18 protein-coding genes and 1 tRNA gene are annotated in these 20,621 nt (G+C 50.0%); 7 read left to right on the top strand and 12 right to left on the bottom strand.

Annotation, left to right across the window (positions count from 1 at the left end; genetic code table 11):
- Positions 1–72 precede the first annotated feature (72 nt).
- The gene (dppA, locus tag MNO13_RS00385; protein WP_064542157.1) at positions 73–1,680 is read right to left on the bottom strand and encodes a dipeptide ABC transporter periplasmic-binding protein DppA; all 1,608 of its coding nucleotides are present in this window, start codon (positions 1,678–1,680) and stop codon (positions 73–75) included.
- A 774-nt stretch (positions 1,681–2,454) separates the two neighbouring features.
- Between dppA and MNO13_RS00380 the strand changes: the two genes are divergently transcribed.
- Entirely contained in the window at positions 2,455–3,123 is a 669-nt protein-coding gene (locus tag MNO13_RS00380; RefSeq protein WP_064542154.1) for a DUF3829 domain-containing protein, read from the top strand.
- Positions 3,124–3,302: 179 nt separating this feature from the next.
- On the opposite strand, the gene MNO13_RS00375 is transcribed toward MNO13_RS00380, so the two are convergent.
- From MNO13_RS00375 to MNO13_RS00360, 4 genes are all read right to left on the bottom strand, one after another.
- Positions 3,303–3,379: transfer RNA gene (locus MNO13_RS00375), tRNA-Pro, on the bottom strand.
- A gap of 100 nt (positions 3,380–3,479) precedes the next feature.
- A complete protein-coding gene (gene eptB / locus MNO13_RS00370; protein ID WP_064542150.1) occupies positions 3,480–5,162 on the bottom strand; it encodes a kdo(2)-lipid A phosphoethanolamine 7''-transferase in 1,683 nt (560 codons plus the stop codon).
- 336 nt (positions 5,163–5,498) lie between these two features.
- Positions 5,499–6,701, bottom strand: a complete 1,203-nt coding sequence (locus MNO13_RS00365; protein WP_064542146.1) for an L-lactate MFS transporter — start codon at positions 6,699–6,701, stop codon at positions 5,499–5,501.
- A 238-nt stretch (positions 6,702–6,939) separates the two neighbouring features.
- The gene (locus tag MNO13_RS00360; RefSeq protein WP_064542143.1) at positions 6,940–7,653 is read right to left on the bottom strand and encodes an autotransporter domain-containing protein; all 714 of its coding nucleotides are present in this window, start codon (positions 7,651–7,653) and stop codon (positions 6,940–6,942) included.
- Positions 7,654–7,917: 264 nt separating this feature from the next.
- Here MNO13_RS00360 and tag point away from each other — a divergent pair, with 264 nt between their 5' ends.
- Positions 7,918–8,481 (top strand): DNA-3-methyladenine glycosylase I, encoded by a 564-nt coding sequence (gene tag, locus MNO13_RS00355; protein ID WP_121814672.1) that lies wholly within the window; start codon positions 7,918–7,920, stop codon positions 8,479–8,481.
- A complete protein-coding gene (locus MNO13_RS00350; protein ID WP_241939406.1) occupies positions 8,478–8,918 on the top strand; it encodes an N-acetyltransferase in 441 nt (146 codons plus the stop codon). The genes tag and MNO13_RS00350 overlap by 4 nt, the downstream gene beginning before the upstream one ends.
- Here the strand turns inward: MNO13_RS00350 and MNO13_RS00345 are convergent.
- Positions 8,887–11,160 (bottom strand): molybdopterin guanine dinucleotide-containing S/N-oxide reductase, encoded by a 2,274-nt coding sequence (locus tag MNO13_RS00345; RefSeq protein ID WP_241940102.1) that lies wholly within the window; start codon positions 11,158–11,160, stop codon positions 8,887–8,889. The genes MNO13_RS00350 and MNO13_RS00345 overlap by 32 nt on opposite strands.
- Positions 11,161–11,383: 223 nt before the next feature.
- On the opposite strand from MNO13_RS00345, the gene MNO13_RS00340 reads away from it, so the two are divergent.
- Positions 11,384–12,046, top strand: coding sequence for an OmpA family lipoprotein (locus MNO13_RS00340; RefSeq protein ID WP_064542132.1), 663 nt, complete (start codon positions 11,384–11,386; stop codon positions 12,044–12,046).
- 68 nt (positions 12,047–12,114) lie between these two features.
- Here the strand turns inward: MNO13_RS00340 and MNO13_RS00335 are convergent, their stop codons facing one another.
- Entirely contained in the window at positions 12,115–12,732 is a 618-nt protein-coding gene (locus tag MNO13_RS00335; RefSeq protein WP_241939405.1) for a DUF5666 domain-containing protein, read from the bottom strand.
- Positions 12,733–12,825: 93 nt separating this feature from the next.
- On the opposite strand from MNO13_RS00335, the gene MNO13_RS00330 reads away from it, so the two are divergent.
- Positions 12,826–13,233 carry a hypothetical protein gene (locus tag MNO13_RS00330; RefSeq protein ID WP_232887002.1) on the top strand — a complete coding sequence of 136 codons (408 nt, stop codon included), beginning with the start codon at positions 12,826–12,828 and terminating at the stop codon, positions 13,231–13,233.
- A 579-nt stretch (positions 13,234–13,812) separates the two neighbouring features.
- On the opposite strand, the gene MNO13_RS00320 is transcribed toward MNO13_RS00330, so the two are convergent.
- Positions 13,813–14,160 carry a DUF6404 family protein gene (locus MNO13_RS00320; protein ID WP_064542125.1) on the bottom strand — a complete coding sequence of 116 codons (348 nt, stop codon included), beginning with the start codon at positions 14,158–14,160 and terminating at the stop codon, positions 13,813–13,815.
- Positions 14,161–14,416: 256 nt separating this feature from the next.
- On the opposite strand from MNO13_RS00320, the gene emrD reads away from it, so the two are divergent.
- Positions 14,417–15,601 (top strand): multidrug efflux MFS transporter EmrD, encoded by a 1,185-nt coding sequence (gene emrD, locus MNO13_RS00315; RefSeq protein WP_232887004.1) that lies wholly within the window; start codon positions 14,417–14,419, stop codon positions 15,599–15,601.
- A 150-nt stretch (positions 15,602–15,751) separates the two neighbouring features.
- On the opposite strand, the gene MNO13_RS00310 is transcribed toward emrD, so the two are convergent.
- From MNO13_RS00310 to dsdC, 4 genes are all read right to left on the bottom strand, one after another.
- Positions 15,752–16,474, bottom strand: coding sequence for an amino acid ABC transporter ATP-binding protein (locus MNO13_RS00310; RefSeq protein ID WP_064542120.1), 723 nt, complete (start codon positions 16,472–16,474; stop codon positions 15,752–15,754).
- Positions 16,461–17,225 carry an amino acid ABC transporter permease gene (locus tag MNO13_RS00305; RefSeq protein WP_241939404.1) on the bottom strand — a complete coding sequence of 255 codons (765 nt, stop codon included), beginning with the start codon at positions 17,223–17,225 and terminating at the stop codon, positions 16,461–16,463. The genes MNO13_RS00310 and MNO13_RS00305 overlap by 14 nt, the downstream gene beginning before the upstream one ends.
- Before the next feature lie 43 nt (positions 17,226–17,268).
- Positions 17,269–18,006 carry a basic amino acid ABC transporter substrate-binding protein gene (locus tag MNO13_RS00300; protein ID WP_370918126.1) on the bottom strand — a complete coding sequence of 246 codons (738 nt, stop codon included), beginning with the start codon at positions 18,004–18,006 and terminating at the stop codon, positions 17,269–17,271.
- Between the two features lie 120 nt (positions 18,007–18,126).
- Positions 18,127–19,050, bottom strand: a complete 924-nt coding sequence (gene dsdC, locus MNO13_RS00295) for a DNA-binding transcriptional regulator DsdC (RefSeq protein WP_133523009.1) — start codon at positions 19,048–19,050, stop codon at positions 18,127–18,129.
- Between the two features lie 226 nt (positions 19,051–19,276).
- Here dsdC and dsdX point away from each other — a divergent pair, with 226 nt between their 5' ends.
- On the top strand, positions 19,277–20,614 hold the full coding sequence (gene dsdX, locus MNO13_RS00290; protein WP_064542110.1) for a D-serine transporter DsdX: 1,338 nt from the start codon (positions 19,277–19,279) through the stop codon (positions 20,612–20,614).
- The last annotated feature ends 7 nt before the right edge of the window (positions 20,615–20,621 follow it).

The following is a 20,621-nucleotide window of genomic DNA, read 5'->3' as shown; positions in this document are numbered from 1 at the left end:
GGAAAAAATCCCTCTCGATCTCCTCCCTCTCCCTAAGGGAGAGGGGCGGGGTGAGGGGGATATCTACCAGTATTATTCTACTGACACGTTCTCAAAGTGGTGTTTGCCCAATGGGTCAACCACGTAACCTTTCACTTCTTTGCGCACTGGCTCGTATACCGTGGAGTGAGCAACGATCAGCGCCGGAGCCTGATCATGCATCACGACCTGAGCTTGCTTGTACAGCTCGATACGCTTGTTGTGATCGTCAGTAGCACGCGCAGGTTGAATCAGCTCTTCAAACGGCTTGTAGCACCAGCGAGAGTAGTTAGAACCGTCTTTCGCCGCTGCACAGCTGAACAGGGTGGCGAAGAAGTTATCCGGATCCCCATTGTCGCCAGTCCAGCCCATCATCACAGCCTGGTGCTCACCTGCTTTGGCGCGTTTCAGATACTCGCCCCACTCGTAGGTTACGATTTTGGCGGTCACACCGACTTTCGCCCAGTCAGCCTGAATCATCTCAGCCATACGGCGAGCGTTCGGGTTGTACGGACGTTGTACTGGCATGGCCCACAGGTCAACGGTGAAGCCTTCAGCGTGGCCTGATTCTTTCAGCAGCGCTTTCGCTTTTTCAGGATCGTAGGTGTAATCCTTCACGTCATCGTTGTAACCCCACATGGTTGGTGGGATCAGGTTTTTAGCCGCAGTGCCTGCGCCCTGGTAAACCGCTTTGATGATCGATTCTTTGTTCACCGCGTAAGTCAGCGCCTGACGCACTTTTACGTCATCAAACGGTTTCTTCTCGGTGTTGAAAGACAGGTAACCCACGTTCAGGCCAGCCTGTTCCATCAGGTTGATGCTCTTGTCTTCTTTCATGCGAGCGATGTCAGCCGGGTTTGGATACGGCATAACCTGGCACTCGTTTTTCTGCAGTTTTGCGTAACGCACAGAAGCATCAGGCGTGATGGAGAACACCAGACGGTCGATCTGCGGCTTGGTGCCCCAGTAGCCCGGGAACGCTTTGTACAGAATGCGAGAATCTTTCTGGTATTGCAGCAGCTGGAACGGACCGGTACCGATTGGGTTCAGGTCAGTTTTTTCCGGCGTGCCGGCTTTCATCATGTTGTCAGCGTATTCTTTGGAAAGAATAGAGGCGAAGTCCATCGCGAGATCTGCCAGGAATGGCGACTCTGGGCGCGTCAGCACGAACTGAACGGTATTGTCGTCCACTTTCTTAATTTCGCTGATCAGGTCAGATAAGCCCATGCCTTCGAAGTATTCGTAGCTGCCGCCAGAAACTTTGTGGTACGGGTTGTTAGCATTCTTCTGACGATCGAACGAGAACACCACGTCATCAGCATTCAGATCGCGTGTTGGTTTGAAATCTTTGTTGTCCTGCCACTTCACACCTGAACGAAGGTGGAAGGTATAGGTTTTGCCGTCTTCGCTAACTTCCCATTTCTCAGCCAGACCAGGGATGATTTCGGTGGTGCCGGTTTTGAATTCAACCAGACGGTTATAAATTGGCACTGAGCTGGCATCGTAAGTGGTACCAGAGGTGAACAGCTGAGGGTTAAAACCTTCTGGGGAACCTTCTGAGCAATAAACCAGGGTTTTTGCCTGAACGCTAGCTGCTACGGTCAGGGCCACCAGGCTCAGACCAAATTTCAGCATCCCTGACTTCTTCAAGGAAAGACTCATTCTTCTGCTCCGTTGTGATGTTCCCTTATTCATTCTTATTACCGCTTTGTTGGCTGACATAAGAAATCTATCGGGACATGTGTCGTGTTGTTTTTATCCGTTAGACCTTTGTTATTGGAGTGCGGTCCGTTCGGTGTGCCCGGAGGCGATGGTGAGACCAGGGGTTCCTTTCGTCAGGCTAGCTGTGTGGTAGTGCGGACAGTCCATAATTTGCCTCTCACGCCCTACAATCTGTCAATAGATGAGTAAAACGTCAATATAGGTAAGGGGGATTTACAACCGAGGTGAGAATCGGCGAACAAAGTTAAAAAAAAGCCTGTCGCTCTATTTCCAGCAGGGAAATTTATGCTACTGCCATGTTTATAGAATATTCCACTGATTAAAAGTCGACCTACAGTCGTATTCAGATGTGTCATTTCTGTAAAAATTATTGCCGAATGCTGATTATCTGAACGATATGTTTTGTGATCCACTTCTCTTACAGCGAATCATGCTGGTATGAAACATAAGCATCGAGGTAATAAACCACGATTTTCCATAACAAAATACAATGGAAAATGTCACAAAATCGTCCACACGAGGTTGATACAACGCAAACCGCGGCAGAAACCCACTTTTGGTCGTTAAACAGGTCGTCATGCCGGTGCGGATAACTGATGCCAAAAATTAAAAAAACTAAAGGAATATAAATAACAAGTCTATTTTAGTACGGAATAATTCTTGACCGTGCTACAGCATTATTAATATGTTTGAGTCTTTCCGCCTGGAATTAATATGTATTTACGCAAGGAATGCTTTCACAAGAAAACATCTAAAATTCTAATTAGTACCATTTTTGCAGGCTTATTAATTTCTGGGTGTGATGATAAGCAGCCTAAAGCTTCTGAAAGCGCCAGTGCCGAACAGGCAGACACCCGGCATGCCCTGTGTAGTGACCTTCCGAAAATCCCGGGGACTATTCAAAATGGCGATTTCCCATACTGGAGCGATAATTTAGCTGAAAGTGATATTAAAAATTACCTGAACACACTTTCCGATATAGAAAAAAACCAGGGGAAAACATTAATCTATTATTCACTCGCCCTTATTATTCATGCCAGTAAAGCAACACAAATAGTGAGCAAAGATACGTTTATCCCGGAAGAAGCACAATTACAGTTGGTGCAGCTCAATTCGCTGATTAGCGCGGCGCAAGAATGTTATAAAGCAGCGCCGTCATCAAATAATTCCAGCCTGATTCGTTATAGCTTCCTGCTCGATGCGGCTGACCAATACGACAAGTTATTAGCAGAACGCATTCAGCGACATCAGAATAGCGTTCCTTATACCGAAGGCGAGAAAGGCCAGATTGGCGGTGTCACTGAATGGATGGTGAAAGGCTCGGTGGGAAGAGTGACCCGCAGCTATAACAATGTGGTGAGCAGTTTTAATGAGCTGCATTAGCAATGCGGGTGTTTTGTCGGATGACGCTAACGCTTATCCGACCTACGGTTCGATTTTGATTTTGATTTGGTAGGGTGGATAAGCGTTAGCGTCATCCACCATTTGCGCGAATCAGGCCAACGAACCCATAAACTACAGACGTAAAAAAACCCAATCTTTCGATTGGGTTTTCTTGAATTTGGTCGGCGAGAGAGGATTCGAACCTCCGACCCACTGGTCCCAAACCAGTTGCGCTACCAAGCTGCGCTACTCGCCGAATGCGGAGCGCATCTTACTGCGCACCGTTTTAGCCGTCAATCCCTGATACTTAAAATTATGTCCGTTTGATTCAAATTCCAGCATATGTGGCAAAAAAGTTACTGTTTCGCCTTGTTCGGCACATGGCACCAGTTATTATTCTGGTTAATACCGCCGTCCGGCGATGTGTATCCCAGACAACCCAAAATGGTGTCATACAACTCCACATGGCGGTGCGGCACTTTCATTTTCGCTTGTGCCTGCATGTGCTCAAACTCACGTGCCCGCTCCGGGTTTTCCAGATATTTATCGGAAGCCCAGACTAACAACGGTACACGGAATTGCTCAGGTGGCGCCATGTTACGTGGCGTACCATGCAGATGTTTCTTCTCATCAATCGATTCGCCATGATCCGAGGCGTAGAAAATAATCGCCCGTTTATCTCGTAACTCAGATATCACGCTATCCAGCACCGTGTCGGTGTACAGCACCGAGTTATCGAATGCGTTAATCAACTGCTCTTTACTGCACTCTGAATCAATACTGACGCACTCAGGAGCCCATTTAGCGAAGCTGCGCGGATAGCGTTGCACATAGGAGAAGTGCGAACCTTTAGTGTGCAGAATAATAAGATGTTTGCCGTCAGGATGCTTATCAACCGAACGCTTCATCTCCTCAACCAGCAACATATCGTCGACTTGTTTGCCGCTGTTACGCGGTTCAGCAGCGATTTGCTCACGGTAAGAGAAGTTGTCTGCCATGGTATTACCGTAGAACCACACTTCACTTTGCATCGCAAACAGCTCAGAACTAAAGCCAAGTTGCTTAAGGACAGCAAACACGTTCTGTTCTTTTAACGTCCGCTGCGGGTTGTCTTCCGCGCCACCTTCTCGCACAAACATACAGCGCAATGAAAGCTTGGTGGCGGTATCGCAGGATTCGCCACGGAAAGCGACGAGGTTTTTCTCTTTAGCGAGTTTTGGTGTGGTATCACGGTCATAACCCAAAATCCCCATGTGATCCCAGCGTGTCGTTTCGCCAATCACAAACACCACATAGGTATCATCCAGCTCTTTGGGCGCGACATAAGTGAACTTCTTTGCTGGATTCATCAGCGAGTTGTTATCTGTAGATTCATCAGCTTGAGCCCAGGCAAAAAGACCTAATGCGGAAACCCAATTTGATGGCAGATATGAGTTAGCGACCACGCCACCATAGCTCGGCATATCAACGGTCGAGCGTTTCTCAGTGCGGTTTTGTTGTTTATCCAGCCAACGCAACGGCGCCCAAACCATCAGCCCGGCCAGCAGCACAATGGCCACATTTTTGATCCGTTGGCCCGGTGTTTTTAACTGATGAAGCAGCGTGTCACGCGTGTTGCTACCCCAAATGAGCGCCAGCGGGATAACGCTGACCAAAATCATCCACATCACGAACTGATAACCGACAATTTCTTTCGAAAGGTCGATATCGGTGGTCATGACCGAGGCAATAATCCCGTAGCCAATGACGACATTAAGTAACGTCATGTAGTAGCTGGCGGCAACAGAGAACACCACAACCAGGGTGGCGAAAATTCGCCAAATTGCGCGGCCAAACAACGATAACAAACGAAGCAAAAAGAAGGTGACCAGCACGCATGCCGCGATTTCAGCCAGCATAGCGACAGCTTTTAATCCGCTAAATTCCCGAATGAATCCTTCGAAACGATGGTAAAAAACCGAAAGGTTTAAAAATAGTCCGATGTACACCGCTAACAGTAAGCACAGCTTCTGTTGGGTCATCGATTTAACGTAATTCATGCAGTTGTCCGAAAAAATAAAGCAAAAAAAGAAATGTCATAAACACCACTCAGACTCCCTTTAGACTGGAAAATTCTGAGCGATGAAAAAATAAAGTCCCGTTCAGGACGATTATTAACCAGTTTTTGGAACGGATTAGTAGAGCATAGGGCTGGCAAAAAGTATCGGCAAAAATCCTAAACCGGGATGCTGTTTACATTTCTCCGCTCTGATTTACCGTTTTAGACGACATAACAATGAACAGACACAAGGAAGGATGACTTCGGGGGTTTCACAATGAATTATGCCGCCGTATAACATCACGGCGGCATGGTTTGCGGCATTAATATAGGGTTATCAAGCGTGAGCTTGTTGCAGAACTTCTCGTGCCGGCGTACGGATAGTCGTGGAAATCGCCAGGGACAAAATCAGCAGCGCGAAGATAACGCAGAAGGTGACATAGAAGCCGCCAAAGACCGACGCGATAATCGAACCGCAGATGCTGCCAATACCAAACCCTAAGTAAATCACACCGTAGTTTTTAGTCAGGTTATTCAGCCCAAAGAACTCACTGACCAGTGATGGATAAACGGTGATGGTGCCGCCGAAGTTAAAGGCCACACAAGCTATCGCTGCGAAGAAAGTCGCTTCGTTGAGTGGGGCGAACAGCAGTGCCGCCATACCGACTAAAGAAATCACCTGGCCGATAGTGATAACGCGGATTCGGGCGATTTTATCAGACAGAATGCCAAGCACTAAACGGCCGCTCAGGTTAGCAATGGCGATAACAGTGACTGCGTTAGCCGCAGATTCAGCAGTCAAATGCACCATACCCTGGGCAATATCTTTCGCTACACCAATGACATACAAACCACTCATGCAGGCAGTCAGGAACATAATTGCCAGCATCCAGTACTGTGGTTGACGCATAGATTCTGCAAGGGTGTAATCTTTTTCAGTCACACCATTCACTGTTTTCACTTCCTGCAATGGCGCATCTTTCATCAGCATTGAACCGAACAGAATCATCACCATTGCCAGCCCACCCCAAATCATAAAGGTGCTTTCAAGGCCAACGGTTGCCAGCAAATGGCTGTCGATATATTTAAAACCTAAGCTGCCGAGGCCGTATGAACCAATGGCAAGAGCGGAAATCAGACCTTTACGCTCCGGGAACCACTTCACGCAGTTTGAGAGTGTTATCAGGTAACCTGCGCCATCAGCGAGGCCTACCAGCACACCAGCGCTCAGCCATAACATCAGCAAGTTGTCGGAGTGAGCGGTCAGGAAGAAGCCGACCCCCAGCAGCACACCAGCAGCCATCGTCACGTTACGAACACCAAAACGTTCCTGCAATTTCCCTGCGACGGAGGAAGAAATCGCAAGGCCAAGGCTTAACAAACCAAAGGAAAACGCCACCTGGCTGATTGGCTCACCCAGTTTTTGCGACAGCGCGCTATTGAACAGGCTCCAGGTATAAACGGAACCGAGGGCAAACTGAGTAATGATGGTGCCGATCAGAGTTAACCAGCGTGTACGGTTGTAGTTGGCATTATTCATGGCAGATGTCCGCAAAATTTAAGAGAAATCTTCTGCTGCCAAGAGTAACGAAGTGCATTTTATTCCAGGAGAAAAAGGCATGAGATGCACTCAGGCCGGAATGAAATGCCTCTGAGAGGGAATGAATGACCTGGACGTTGTCTTAATTTTTTGAACGGTTAGTAATTACTATCAATGGAGGCTGCGTAAACACTGATAATTAGATGTTAATTATCAGTGTTTAAGGTTAAATCAATGATCAGAACTTCGCACTAACGCCGACGTTATAAATATAGGCCTCGCCAGTGGTTAAACCTTCTGCTTGTGACATCGAAGCAAATGCCGCCATATTTTTACTAATTGGCATATCGGCACCGACGGTAATATCCATCCAGTTGCTATCCTGGCCCGACGCAGTATTCGCCCTCATCCCGGACTGGGCTTTCCACAAGTTCTCGCCGTACTGATGGTTATAGCTTACCTGTGCCCACGGGCGCAGATAACCGAGTGATGAATCTACCCGCCAGCCCACAGTGGACACGCTGGCATGCCACAGTTGATCGGTAAATCGTGAGCCAACCGCCGAATCACCGTACTCGTTATATATCCCAGTCGATGAGCTATCCCAACTGTACTTTGCGGTCGGCCCGGTGGTGAAATTTCCAGGCAAATCGATATTCCAGCCAATACCCAAAAGTGAGCTATCAGCTGTCACACTATCGTTACCAGAAACGAGCAGCAGCCCCTCCTGGTTTTGGGAGGTAAACGAAGAATTAATCCGTTCTGCAAGAATATCGTTATAACTTGGTTGGTGACTACTGTCCCAAGTGTAATGATCCTGCATTTCGCCTGGAGCATCCTCAACAACATATTCTTGTTGCCAGGCAAATACATTCGTAGCATAAGACAGACAACACAAAGCCAGCACCGTGGTGAAAGTGACACGGCGACCACTGCATATATTTATGATCATTCAAGCGACTCCAGGAAAGAGCCAAATCCGGCGATATTTTTAGTCTTTTTGGCGGGCTTGCGGATAGCCCAAAAATAATTCAAGGTGCATCGAGGCGGCCAGAGAGCGAGTCCCGATGAACTTACATGAGTAAGTGATTCGGGTGAGTAAACGCAGCCAACGATGAGGCAACTTGAAGTATGACGGGGATAGCCCTGATTTAACTATTGTCTCTTTATCTGGCACGTCAAGTTGGCACGAGAAATTTCATCGAAGGAGAAACGTATGATTCGTTGTGGATGGGTGTCTCAGGATCCGCTTTACATGGAATATCACGATAAAGAATGGGGCGTACCGGTGACCGATGGGCAGCACCTTTTCGAGATGATCTGCCTTGAAGGACAACAAGCCGGTTTGTCCTGGATTACGGTGCTGAAAAAACGTGAAAACTATCGTCGCTGCTTTAAAAATTTTGACCCGCAAGCCGTGGCGTTACTGCAACCAGAAGATGTCGACTTGCTGGTTCAGGACGCCAGCATTATCCGCCATCGTGGAAAACTAGAAGCCATTATCAATAACGCAAAAGCGTACCTCGCGATGGAAGCCAACGGCGAAAAATTCCCTGAATTTGTCTGGTCGTTTGTCGACAACCAGGCGCAAGTGACACAAGCCGCTACGCTTGCTGAAATCCCGACTACCACCCCCGCTTCAGATGCGCTATCCAAGGCACTAAAAAAACGTGGCTTCAAATTTGTCGGCTCCACGATCTGCTACTCATTCATGCAGGCCTGTGGTCTGGTCAACGACCACGTGACGAGTTGCTTCTGCCACCCTGATAATCTCAAATGATCCGCCGTCTACAACCCCATGAAATGGATGAGCTGATAGCACTTTGGCTTGCCAGCACCATTGATGCTCATCCGTTTATTAGCGAAAGCTATTGGCATGAAAGCGAATCCATCGTGCGGAACGTTTATATTCCACAATCGGTGACCTGGGTTTATCTCCAAAACGAAAAAATAGCCGGCTTTATCAGCGTGATGGATTCACTGTTTATTGGTGCGCTGTTTGTGAGTGAACCGTTTATCGGCAAGGGAATTGGCAATGCTTTGATGGCACACGTCAAAAAGCAGTATCCCGCGCTGAGTCTTGAGGTTTACCAGAAGAATTATCGGGCAGTGGATTTTTACCACCACCAGGGCTTTCGCATTGAAGAAAGCGCCTGGCAAAATGAAACGCACCACCCGACGTGGATTATGAGCTGGCCGGAGGGAGAAACGCTGTAACCTCCGGAGCAGGGCCGAGATATTTTTCGGCCCACACCAGTGAAGAGTTCGCCGCGCAACCATTGGCGAGCCGCGAAGTCGGTATATCCAGCGTCAGCACGTTAACCGCACCGTTTTTACACAGCTTATCGTCATTCAGATCGGGCCATGCGCCCTGATGAATACAGACTACGCCCGGCTTGATGCCATCCGTCACTAAAGCCCCGACCAACACCTGCCCACGGGCATTCCACACCCGCACCAGATCGCCATCCGCAATACCACGTTCAGCGGCATCTTTAGGATGTAGCGTTAACGGCTCGCGTCCGGCAATGGCGTATTTCTCGCGTAGTGCCGCATAGTTAAGTTGGCTGTGCAAGCGGTGCGCCGGATGCGATGAAAGCAGTTGAAGCTGGCCTGCTGCGGCATTGCCCTGCCATTCATTCGGCGCAAGCCAGGTCGGGTGCCCCGGGCAATCAGCATAAGCAAAACTGGCGATGCGCTCTGAATAGATTTCGATTTTGCCGCTTGGAGTTTTTAACGGATTAGCCTGTGGATCGGTGCGGAAATCAGCAAAACGGATGAAAGCGGCGTTATTCTCACTTTCTGGCATTTCTATCAACTGGTTAGATTCCCAGAACTGCTGGAAATCGGGCAGTTCTACTTGTTGAGCCGCTCCGCGCTTACGCGCAATTTCGTAAAACTCTTCCAGCCATTGCAGCTCGGTTTTACCTTCCGTGAAGCGCGTTTCGCCGCCCTCTTCCCAGAGAGCACTAAGCTGTGCAAAAACGTCGAAATCATTACGTGCCTCCGCCTGTGGTGAAACCACCTGCTTCATCGGCACCAGATGCTGGTTGCTGTAATCGCCAGTCATCGTCAAATCGTTGCGCTCAAAAGATGTGGTGATCGGCAGCACAATATCCGCGTGTTTTGCGGCAGCCGTCCAGAAGCATTCGGAAATCACCACCAACTCAGGTTTCTGCCAGGCTTTAATCAGGCGGTTAGTGTCCTGATGATGGGTAAAATTGGCACCGCCCGCCCACCACAACATGCGGATGTCCGGGAAGGTTTTTTGCTGCCCATTATGCTGATACTCGCCACCAGGGTTTTCCAGCGCTTCCACAATGCGCGCCACCGGGATTTTTTCCACGGCATCAGTTCCATTCGCCACCGCCCCCTGCAGAGACCCCAACACAGCCGCGCGACGCGTCGGATTACCGCCATTCGCAAAGTGATAAGACAGCCCAAAACCGCCGCCGGGCGTTCCAATCTGCCCAAGCATCGCCGCCAGCGTCACCAGCATCCAGTGTTTTTGCTCGCCGTACTGCTGGCGCTGCATTCCCCAGCCCGACATTAGCATGGTGCGTTTTTCACTAAATAAACGCGCCAGATCTTCGATGGTTTGCGCCGGTACGCCGCAAATCTCTGCCGCCCAATGCGCCGTTTTTGGCTGGCCGTCAGATTCGCCCAACAGATAAGCCGCAAATTTGTCGTAACCGTGAGTGCAGCATGCCAGGAATGGCACATCGTGCCAGCCATTTTTTGCCAGCGTGTGGGCGATACCCAGCATCAACGCCACATCGGTTCCCATATTCGGCGCAATCCACTGCACTTTTTCACCGAGGAAATCCACCGTCTCCGATCGCATCGGATCAATGGCGATTACAGTTTTACCGCTAGCCTTCAGCTGTTCGAAATACTTCACCCCCTGCTCATCGCTGGCGTTCCAGGCGATCTTCAGCGTATTTAGTGGGTTAGCACTCCACAACACCACCACTTCGCTATGCTCAAGCACCAGCGGCCAGCTGGTTTGCTGTTGATAAACTTCATTGGAGCCAACCACATACGGCATGATGACCTGTGCCGCACCGGTCGAATAATCACCCAGATGCCCGGTATATCCGCCCGCCAGGCTCATATAGCGTTGCAGTAACGTCGCCGCTTTATGCAGCACACCATTGGAGCGCCAGCCGTAGGAACCGGCAAAAATAGCGGCTGCACCATAAGTCTGGCGAATGCGTTGATGCTGCTGGTGAATGAGTTGCAGCGCTTCATCCCAGCTAATCCGCACATATTCATCCTCACCACGCACACCCTGTGGTGCATCGGGTGATGCCAGGAAACCTTTTCGGGCCATCGGAAATTGCACACGAGCCTTACTGTGGACCTGGTCCGGAACCGCACTTTGCAATGAATTCTCATGCCCGGTTTCCAGTGCGCCAGTGGAACTGAGGACACGCTCGCCGTCCGTTTCAACCAGCATCGGGCCCCAGTGTGCGGCCGTGAGAATTTTCTTGTTTGGTGAGAATGCGCTAGCCAATTTGGGCTCCCGTGTTTGCAGGTAATGAGCATGTGGCGATCTAATGACCACTCGATATTTTGTTTACAAATTCAGACGACTCTATAGAAACATCGACATATTCACACGGCATAATCAACCGCCGCTTAGCATGCGGTTGCTTTATTTAATTCACCAAGGAAATAAGATGAAAAAACGCGTCATGATGATTGCCGCCATAGTTTGCGGCACGTTAGCAGTTTCTGGCTGTACTACCAACCCTTACACCGGCGAGCGTGAAGCTGGAAAAGCGGGTGTCGGAGCAGGTCTTGGCTCACTGGTAGGTGCTGGCATCGGCGCTCTTTCCTCATCGAAAAAAGATCGCGGCAAAGGCGCACTGATTGGTGCCGCAGCGGGTGCTGCATTAGGTGGTGGCGTTGGTTATTACATGGATGTGCAAGAAGCTAAACTGCGTGAAAAAATGCAGGGAACTGGCGTAAGCGTGACGCGTAATGGCGACAACATCGTACTTAATATGCCAAACAACGTCACTTTTGACAGCAGCAGCGCAACGCTTAAACCTGCTGGGGCGAACACCCTGACCGGCGTGGCGATGGTACTGAAAGAATATCCGAAAACTGCGGTTAACGTCGTGGGTTACACCGACAGCACTGGCAGCAACGAGCTGAATATGAAGCTCTCCCAGCAACGTGCCGACGGCGTAGGTAGCGCGCTTATCACCCAGGGCGTGGCAGCTAACCGTGTACGCACCACCGGTGCAGGCCCGGCGAACCCAATTGCCAGCAACAGCACTGCTGAAGGCAAAGCGCAGAATCGCCGCGTAGAAATTACATTGAGCCCATTAGCTTAATCTTTGGCTTTCTCGCCCCGGCCATATGTCGGGGCGATGATTTTCCATCCTGGTATAAACCCAAAAATTCACATCGGTGGCGTAAGCCCGTTTTTGCCAGCAGAAATACCACGCGCCACCAACTGGCCTTTATCGTCTTTCGCAGCATGTACCATCACTTTGGTACCGGGTTGCAGCAAGTTTCGTGAGCCTGGGGTAATCAAGACGACGGGTACATCGTCCGGCACAATCACCGTTTTCTCCATGTCTTTAACCTTCACTGTCATGGTGCGGCCCTGGCTATTCACCAGTTTACCCACCGTCCCGTTCGTCATGGTATTCACGTTACCATCTGCAGATTCAAAGGGATTAAAGCCTTCGCCTGAGCCACGCAAGCTTGGGGCAAACACATGGACTTCCAGCGCCTTCAGCGTACCATCAGCCTGCTGGACAGCAGCCGTGCCAATAAAACTATCAGGCTTGATATCACTGATTTTGGCCTCGCTGATGCTGTTCACTTTGGTTTTGTCTGTCAAAACCACATCGAGCTTTTCCCCCTGTCGGGTGGTGATGATGACTGAATGGTCATTCACCGAATCAATTGTTCCGCGAATTGGCCTAATGACATTATCAACTTGAGCCGCCACAACTCCCGTACTCAGCATCAGAACACTGAGCAATAAAGCGGACAAACGATGCTCTAGCATGTCTCTCTCCTGTTTTCAGCGAATGAATAATTAGCAAGCTCATTAAGGGTAATTCGTGAATGAAAATCGGGGAGGAAAGTGGCGTGAAAGAGTGTGTTTAAAGATTTCGTCGAATCGTGTTACGGCTGGCAGTCGCGACTAAACTATCGTGATACGCTGCGTGAATTCGATAACCACCGTGCTGGTTCAGGAAACAATATGGCTTATAAATACGCTTTGATATTGCTTATCCCGCTCGCCATTATTGGCTGCTCATCGACTGATACTTCAGGCTATGACGGGCATAAAACTATTAGTCCGGCAGAGACTAACGAGGCATTAATGATGCGCTCGCAATATCCGGATCAGTATTATGGCCGTGAAAATTTAACCACTGAGCAGCGCAGAGAAATAAGTGAGAAAATGCGTGCAGACAGGCTGGAAGCACGAGGACGGCAGGATAACAGCACCGACAGCGGCGATGGTTTCGGGCAATCCGTTCCCCAGGGGTTTTACAACTAAGTCAATTTCAGAACCTACAAAAACAAAAAACCCCGCTGGTGAGGCGAGGTTTTTTGTTTTTGCTGCTAGTGCTTTTACTGCTTCGCACACCAGATCACATCAACCTCCAAAATATACGACGAAACCCACCCAGGTGCAAATACTTGCTGCTAATGTGAACAACGCATAAATCTGTGGCTTGCGAAGCTGTTCGCATTTTCATCTTTTACCTGTTTATTTATACAGTATAATGGATATACTGAGTGTGTTGAATGTGATGTGCTCTGAGGCCGCAAACCGCCGCGCAATTTAAGTCCTGGCTGAAACGGGTGGTGCCGTCAGTGCCTTAACCTCAGGGGAGCACATCGGATCACCTCAACAAATTCAGCAGGCTACAGGCAGCGGAAAGGCTCGTCGGCTGAAAGTGCTCCTGGCCACAGGAGAAAGCGTATGGGCTTGATGGAACTGGCAATTGCGTTTCTGAAACTCATGGTTGCCTTGCTGCAACTGCTTGAACTTGCCATGAAATACTTCAAGTAATTCATGGCCTTCAAGTCGCACCAAAAGGAGGCGGGAAACCGCCTCCTTTTAATAAAAAAGCTATACATCTTCCCAGGCGGGTAATCTGTAATACCACCGACTTAAGGCGTAATACATGGTCATTATTAAACCGAACGTCACTCCCGCTGACAGTATTTTCAACAATATACCTTCAGCACTATCTCCATCATGACGCCATTGCAGAAACCACATAATTCCCCCCCACAGCACGCCAAAGTAGAGGCTGAAGTTCAGGAAAGTCATGTAAAAAGGAACAAAATGAGGAGGCCGGCACCTGAAATTAAAACGCCAGAGCAAATTGACATAGAGTGGAGCATAAGTGCTTTTCCACATCCCTGTTTTGGCAAGTAAATTGAGCGCACGTTGTTTCTTCGCTTCGAAATCCATCCCTGCGTATCTCCTGATAATCATTTTTAACTTCAAAGATATATCTCGTCTTTAGATCGCACTGCGGCACATCACTCATTTCTGGCAACAAAAATTGCCGTTCAGGCTTTAAAAGCTGCCATTAAATCCCCTATCAAAAAGCATGACACCATAGGGCTTCATTATCTTTGTGTGGTAGATTCCTCTCGATTTTTTGACGCAGTCAGTTTTATAAACTGGCTTTTGGCATTTAAATCCCTACAACACACTTGAGAAAATGAAAAAGCTAGCCAACATTCACCTACTGATGATGTTAATTCTTTTGGTTGCCGTCGGGCAGATGACGCAAACCATTTATATCCCGTCGATTCCCGATATGGCTCACGACTTCGGTGTGCGCAACGGTGCAATCCAGCAAGTGATGGCGGCATATTTGCTGACCTATGGCGTTTCACAACTGGTTTACGGGCCAATTTCCGACCGCATTGGTCGCCGCCCGGTCATTCTGGCGGGCATGAGTATTTTCATCCTCGCAACAGTGTGGGCGCTGTTTACCACCAATTTAACCGCCCTGGTGATTGCCAGTGCATTGCAAGGGATGGGAACCGGTGTCGCTGGCGTCATGGCGCGCACCATGCCGCGAGATCTCTACGAAGGTGCCTCGCTTCGTTCAGCCAATAGCTTGCTGAACATGGGGATCCTGGTCAGCCCGCTGATCGCACCGATCATTGGCAGCTTGCTTGATTCCGTTTGGGGCTGGCGTGCTTGTTACGGCTTCCTGCTGGTGCTGTGCATCATTGTCGGTTTCTGCATGCTGCGCTGGCTGCCAGAAACACGCCCTGTCCAGGCAACTCCTCAACGCCTGATGGCGAGTTACAAAACGCTGCTGGGTAGCGGCTCGTTCAATTGCTACTTGCTGATGCTGGTAGGTGGTCTTGCGGGTGTAGCGGTCTTTGAAGCCTGTTCCGGCGTATTGATGGGCGGTGTGCTGGGGCTTAACGGCGTGGTGGTGAGTATTCTGTTTATCCTGCCGATTCCGGCGGCATTTTTTGGTTCGTGGTACGCGGGCCGTCAAAATGCACGTTTTTCATCGTTGATGTGGCAAGCGGTTTTGAGCTGCCTGGTTGCGGGTATTTTAATGTGGATCCCAGGCTGGCTCGGTTTCATGAATATCTGGACTCTACTGGTACCTGCTGCGCTGTTCTTCTTCGGCGCCGGAATGCTATTCCCGCTGGCTACCAGTGGTGCAATGGAGCCATTCCCATACCTCGCCGGGACTGCTGGCGCATTGGTTGGTGGGCTGCAAAATATGGGTTCTGGGGCAATGGCGTGGTTTTCCGCCTTGCTGCCACAGACCGGGCAGTTTAGCCTCGGAATGTTAATGACGGCGATGGGCGTGATGATTTTGTTCTGCTGGCTGCCGCTGGCGCATAAATTCCAGCAGCATGAGGAAACGGCGTAAGGATTTTCACCCTCACCCTGGCCCTCTCCCTGAGGGAGAGGGGACAAATCGGTTTTCTCCCTCGCCCTAACTCTGTCCCAAGGGTGAGAGGGAACAGACCGGTTTTCTCCCTCGCCCCTACGGGGAGAGGGTCGGGGTGAGGGGAAAAACTTAAAGCACCTTACTCAAAAACTCTTTCGTCCGTGGGTTTTGCGGTGCAGTAAACAGCTGCGACGGCGGCCCCTGTTCCTGAATCACACCCTGATCGATAAACACCACGCGGTCGGCCACTTCACGGGCAAAGCCCATTTCGTGTGTGACAATCACCATCGTCATGCCTTCCAGCGCCAACTGTTTCATTACCGCCAGCACTTCACCGACTAACTCCGGGTCGAGTGCGGAAGTCGGCTCATCAAACAGAATGATCGACGGCTCCATTGCCAGCGCACGGGCAATCGCCACGCGCTGCTGTTGCCCACCAGATAGGCTCGATGGCCAGGCGTCAATCTTGTCTATCAACCCAACCTTTTGCAGCAGCTTTTCGGCGCGTGATACCGCTTCGGCTTTCGACAAACCTTTAAGCGACATCGGTGCCATCGTCAGGTTTTCCAGCACTGTCATATGCGGGAACAGGTTAAAACGCTGGAACACCATGCCCACGCCTGCACGCAGGGTGTTGAGATTAGTTTTCGGATCGTGAACCGCTAAACCATTGACCACCACCTCGCCACCATCTGGCTTTTCCAGCGCATTCAGGCAGCGTAAGAAGGTACTTTTACCGGAACCGGACGGGCCAATCACGCACACCACTTCCTGCGGAGCAATGTCACACGAGATGCCGCGCAGCACATGAGTTTTGCCAAACTGTTTCTGTAAATCCTTAACGTGAATCACTTTTGCCAAACCTCTTTTCCATGTGTTGCACCATCAGCGAGAGCATGAACGTCAGCACCCAATACACCAGAGAGATCGTCAGGTACGGCTCCCAATAAGTCGCATAAGCGCCAGAAACGGTACGTGCGGCGTAAGCCAAATCAGCCAGGCCAATCGCCGAAGCCAACGAAGAATCTTTCACAATCGCGATGGCATTATTACCCAGCGGAGGCAGAATACGGCGGAACGCCTGCGGCAAAATCACTTTGCGCATCGTTTTTCCCCAGCCCATTCCCAACGCACGTGACGCTTCCATCTGGCCTTTGTCGATTGACTGAATACCGGCGCGGAAAATTTCCGAAACGTAAGCTCCCGCGTTAAGCGTAATCGCCACTACACACGAAAGAAACGCGCCATATTCAGAGCGCAGCATGCGGGCAAAATCTACCGACATCAGCCCGCTGGTGACCAGCATCCCGTCACGTGGGTTGATAAACAGCGGCACCAGCGCGAAGTGAACCACCATGATTTGCACGAACAGTGGCGTGCCACGAAACGCACTAACATAAACGCGCACTGGCCACTGCACTGCATAGCGCAGCACATGTTTCCATGGGCCATCTTCGGCATGCGCCATACGGCCCAGCCCGAGCAGCAAGCCCCAGGTAGTGCCTAAAATCACGCAAATGATGGTGCACTTGATGGTCATTATCGCGCCTTGCATAAAAAGGGGCGCGTATTCTGAGATTATCTCCCAGCGAAATCCGGTCATACCTGTCCTTGTTGGGGCCGAAACGGCCCCGAGTCATGCGAAATTATTCAGCGGGGAGAGTCGGAACGTTGCTATCAAACCACGTGGTGTAAATCTTGGCGTAAGTCCCATCAGCAACGATTTTCTTCAGGCCTGAGTTGATTTTGCCCAGCAGTTCCTGATTGTCTTTCGCTACCGCGATGCCGAAATACTGGCGTTCAAATTTGTTGTCTTTAACCGCTTTCAGCGCTTTATCCGGATGGGATTTGATGTAGTACTTCACCACGCCGACATCGCCAACAGCGGCGTCGATACCGTTTTCAGCCAGTTCTTGCAGCAACAGTGGCGTGTTATCAAAACGTTTGATGTCAGTGCTGTTTTTGCCCAGGGTGTCAGAAACCACGGTGTCGCCTGCGCTGGAGTTCACCACGCCCACTTTCAAACCTTTCAGTGCGTTAACGGAATCCACTTTGGAATCACCCGGAACCACAATGGACTGCTCTGCCGGGAAATAAGGTGCTGAGAAACTCACCATCGCTTTGCGCTTATCGGTAATGGTGATACCGGAAATGATGATGTCGCGGTCGCCAGAATTCAGGGTGGCGAAGATGCCTTCCCACGGCGTGTTAACCAGTTTGATATCAAAACCTTCGGCTTTAGCGATGGCTTTAATGATGTCGATGTCGAAGCCTTCCAGTTGCTTCTGGCTATTCTCAAATTCAAACGGACGGTAAGTACCACCAGAACCGACGACATAAGTCTGCTGTGCGGCATAAGCAGAAGAAAGTACGGTAGAAACCATGCACCCGGCGAAAAGAACTGACTTTGCGAACTTCCTTAACATATGACGCTCCCGATAAGTTATTTATGCATTTAATTTGCATAAAAATACATAATTTGACGGAGGGCGGCAACTACAAAATTACACCTGTGATTGAAGCCATTGAATAAACGCTTCAATTTTCGGCCATTGTCGCCCAGGCAGAGTGGTGGCGTAGTAATGCTGATGGCACTTCAACGTCATATCGCCAAATGGCGCAACGAGCTCGCCGCGATCGAGGCGTTTTTGCACCAGTCTTTTGCGCCCCATCGCCACTCCCACCTGGTTCACGGCGGCAATTACCGCTAAATCTGAACGATCAAAACCGATGCCGGAAGAAGAAGGTAACGTGACCGAAAAATGCTGTGCCCAGCTGTGCCATTCGTCGGTACCCGAATCGTTGCTCCATGCTTGGCGGTCATGCAGCAAGGTGCAATTGCGCAGGTGAGCCGGTTTATTTTTTAATTCAAAACGTTGCGCGTACTCCGGGCTACATACCGGTACGATAGCTTCATCCATCAGAAAATGATGGGTCAACTGCGAGGAAGGCGTGTCGTCAAAATAGAGTGCCAAATCAATTCCTGCGCGTTGCAGATTCACGTTGTCGTTGCCGGTGAGAATGGTCAGGGAAATAGACGGATAACGGCGGGTAAAATCCCCGAGCCGCGGAACCAGCCAGCACTGGGCAACGGAAGGGCGCGAATAAATCGTCAGCAGGCCAGAAAGCTCCTGGTTTTTGATATCAAGGATCTCCTGGTTGAGCGTATCCAGCGAAGATTTCAGCGCCCAGAAAACTCTTTTTCCTTCATGTGTTAACTCTACTTTACGGTGTGAGCGCACAAACAGCTGAATCCCCAACTCCTGCTCAAGCTGATTAATGCGGTGACTGACGGCGCTCGAGCTTAGCGAAAGCTCTTCTGCCGCCAACGCGAAGGATTGATGCCTGGCGGCAACTTCAAAAGTGTAGAGTTTTGATAGCTGCCAGCCATTCAGTAAGCGGTTTCTGACTTCGCGAATCGGGTCCATGGTGCTCTCCAGAGAGAAAAGATCATGGCGGCATTGTAAAATATGCCCCCGAAAACGTCGTCCTAAGATGCAAAAAACCGAACCAAAATCAAATTTACCCGTCACTTTTCAACCTGAATCACTCTTTTGCATCAATCTGGCTCATGTGAAGTGCCATTTATATCGTTTGTCAGCAAGGAGCATTTTTTATCCAATAGCCGCAGATAAATCGCAGAGTGAGGTAGGTATGGAATCTCAGATTTGGGTTGTGGGTACGCTGCTTAGCAGCATAATTTTAATCGTCTTTACCATCGTAAAACTGAAGTTTCACCCTTTCCTTGCTTTGCTGTTGGCTAGTTTTTTTGTCGGCACCATGATGGGCATGAGCCCACTGGACATGGTGAATGCCATTGAAAACGGTATCGGCAGCACCCTGGGCTTCCTTGCCGCCGTCATCGGCCTTGGCACGATTCTGGGCAAAATGATGGAAGTGTCCGGCGGAGCTGAACGAATTGGCCTGGCTTTGCAGCGTTGTCGCTGGTTGTCTGCTGATGTGATCATGGTTTTGGTTGGGTTGATCTGTGGCATCACGCTGTTCGTAGAAGTCGGTGTGGTACTGCTGATCCCACTGGCGTTTTCTATCGCCAAAAAAACCAACACCTCGCTGTTGAAACTCGCCATCCCATTATGTACTGCGTTAATGGCGGTGCATTGCGTGGTTCCGCCACATCCGGCAGCCATGTTTGTCACCAACAAATTAGGCGCTGATGTCGGTACGGTGATTGTGTATGGTTTGCTGGTGGGGTTAACCGCATCGTTAGTCGGTGGGCCGCTGTTCCTGAAAATAGTGGGAAATCGCCTGCCGTTTAAAACCGTGCCAGCCGAATTTTCCGACCTGAAAGTCCGTAAAGAAGAAACGTTACCTTCGTTAGGCGCGACACTGTTTACAATTTTACTGCCGATTGGCCTGATGTTGGTGAAAACGCTCGCCGAGCTGAACATGGCGAAAGGCGGGACGCTGTATACCGTGCTGGAGTTTATCGGCAACCCAATCACAGCCATGTTTATTGCGGTGTTTGTGGCCTATTACGTTCTCGGATTACGCCAGCATATCGGCATGAGCCAGTTGTTAACTCATACAGAAAATGGCTTTGGTTCTATCGCCAACATTTTGCTGATTATCGGTGCAGGCGGTGCGTTTAACGCCATTCTGAAAACCAGTGGTCTGGCGGATTCGCTGGCGGTGTTGCTCTCCAACCTGCATATGCACCCGATTCTGCTGGCATGGCTGGTCGCCCTGATTCTGCATGCCGCGGTTGGCTCTGCAACAGTGGCGATGATGGGAGCTACTGCGATTGTGGCACCGATGCTACCGCTCTATCCCAACGTCAGCCCGGAAATTATTACCATTGCTATTGGTTCCGGCGCGATTGGCTGCACCATCGTCACCGACTCATTATTCTGGCTGGTGAAGCAATATTGCGGTGCAACGCTTAACGAAACATTTAAATACTATACAACGGCGACATTTATCGCCTCCCTGCTGGCACTGGGCGCGACGTTCCTGCTTTCCTTTATCATCTAAGCGCAAA

Origin of the sequence: Buttiauxella ferragutiae (genome assembly GCF_022637515.1) — a bacterium.
Taxonomy (GTDB): domain Bacteria; phylum Pseudomonadota; class Gammaproteobacteria; order Enterobacterales; family Enterobacteriaceae; genus Buttiauxella; species Buttiauxella ferragutiae.
Note: the sequence above shows the minus strand (reverse complement) of the source record. Positions and strands in the feature narration are given on the sequence as shown.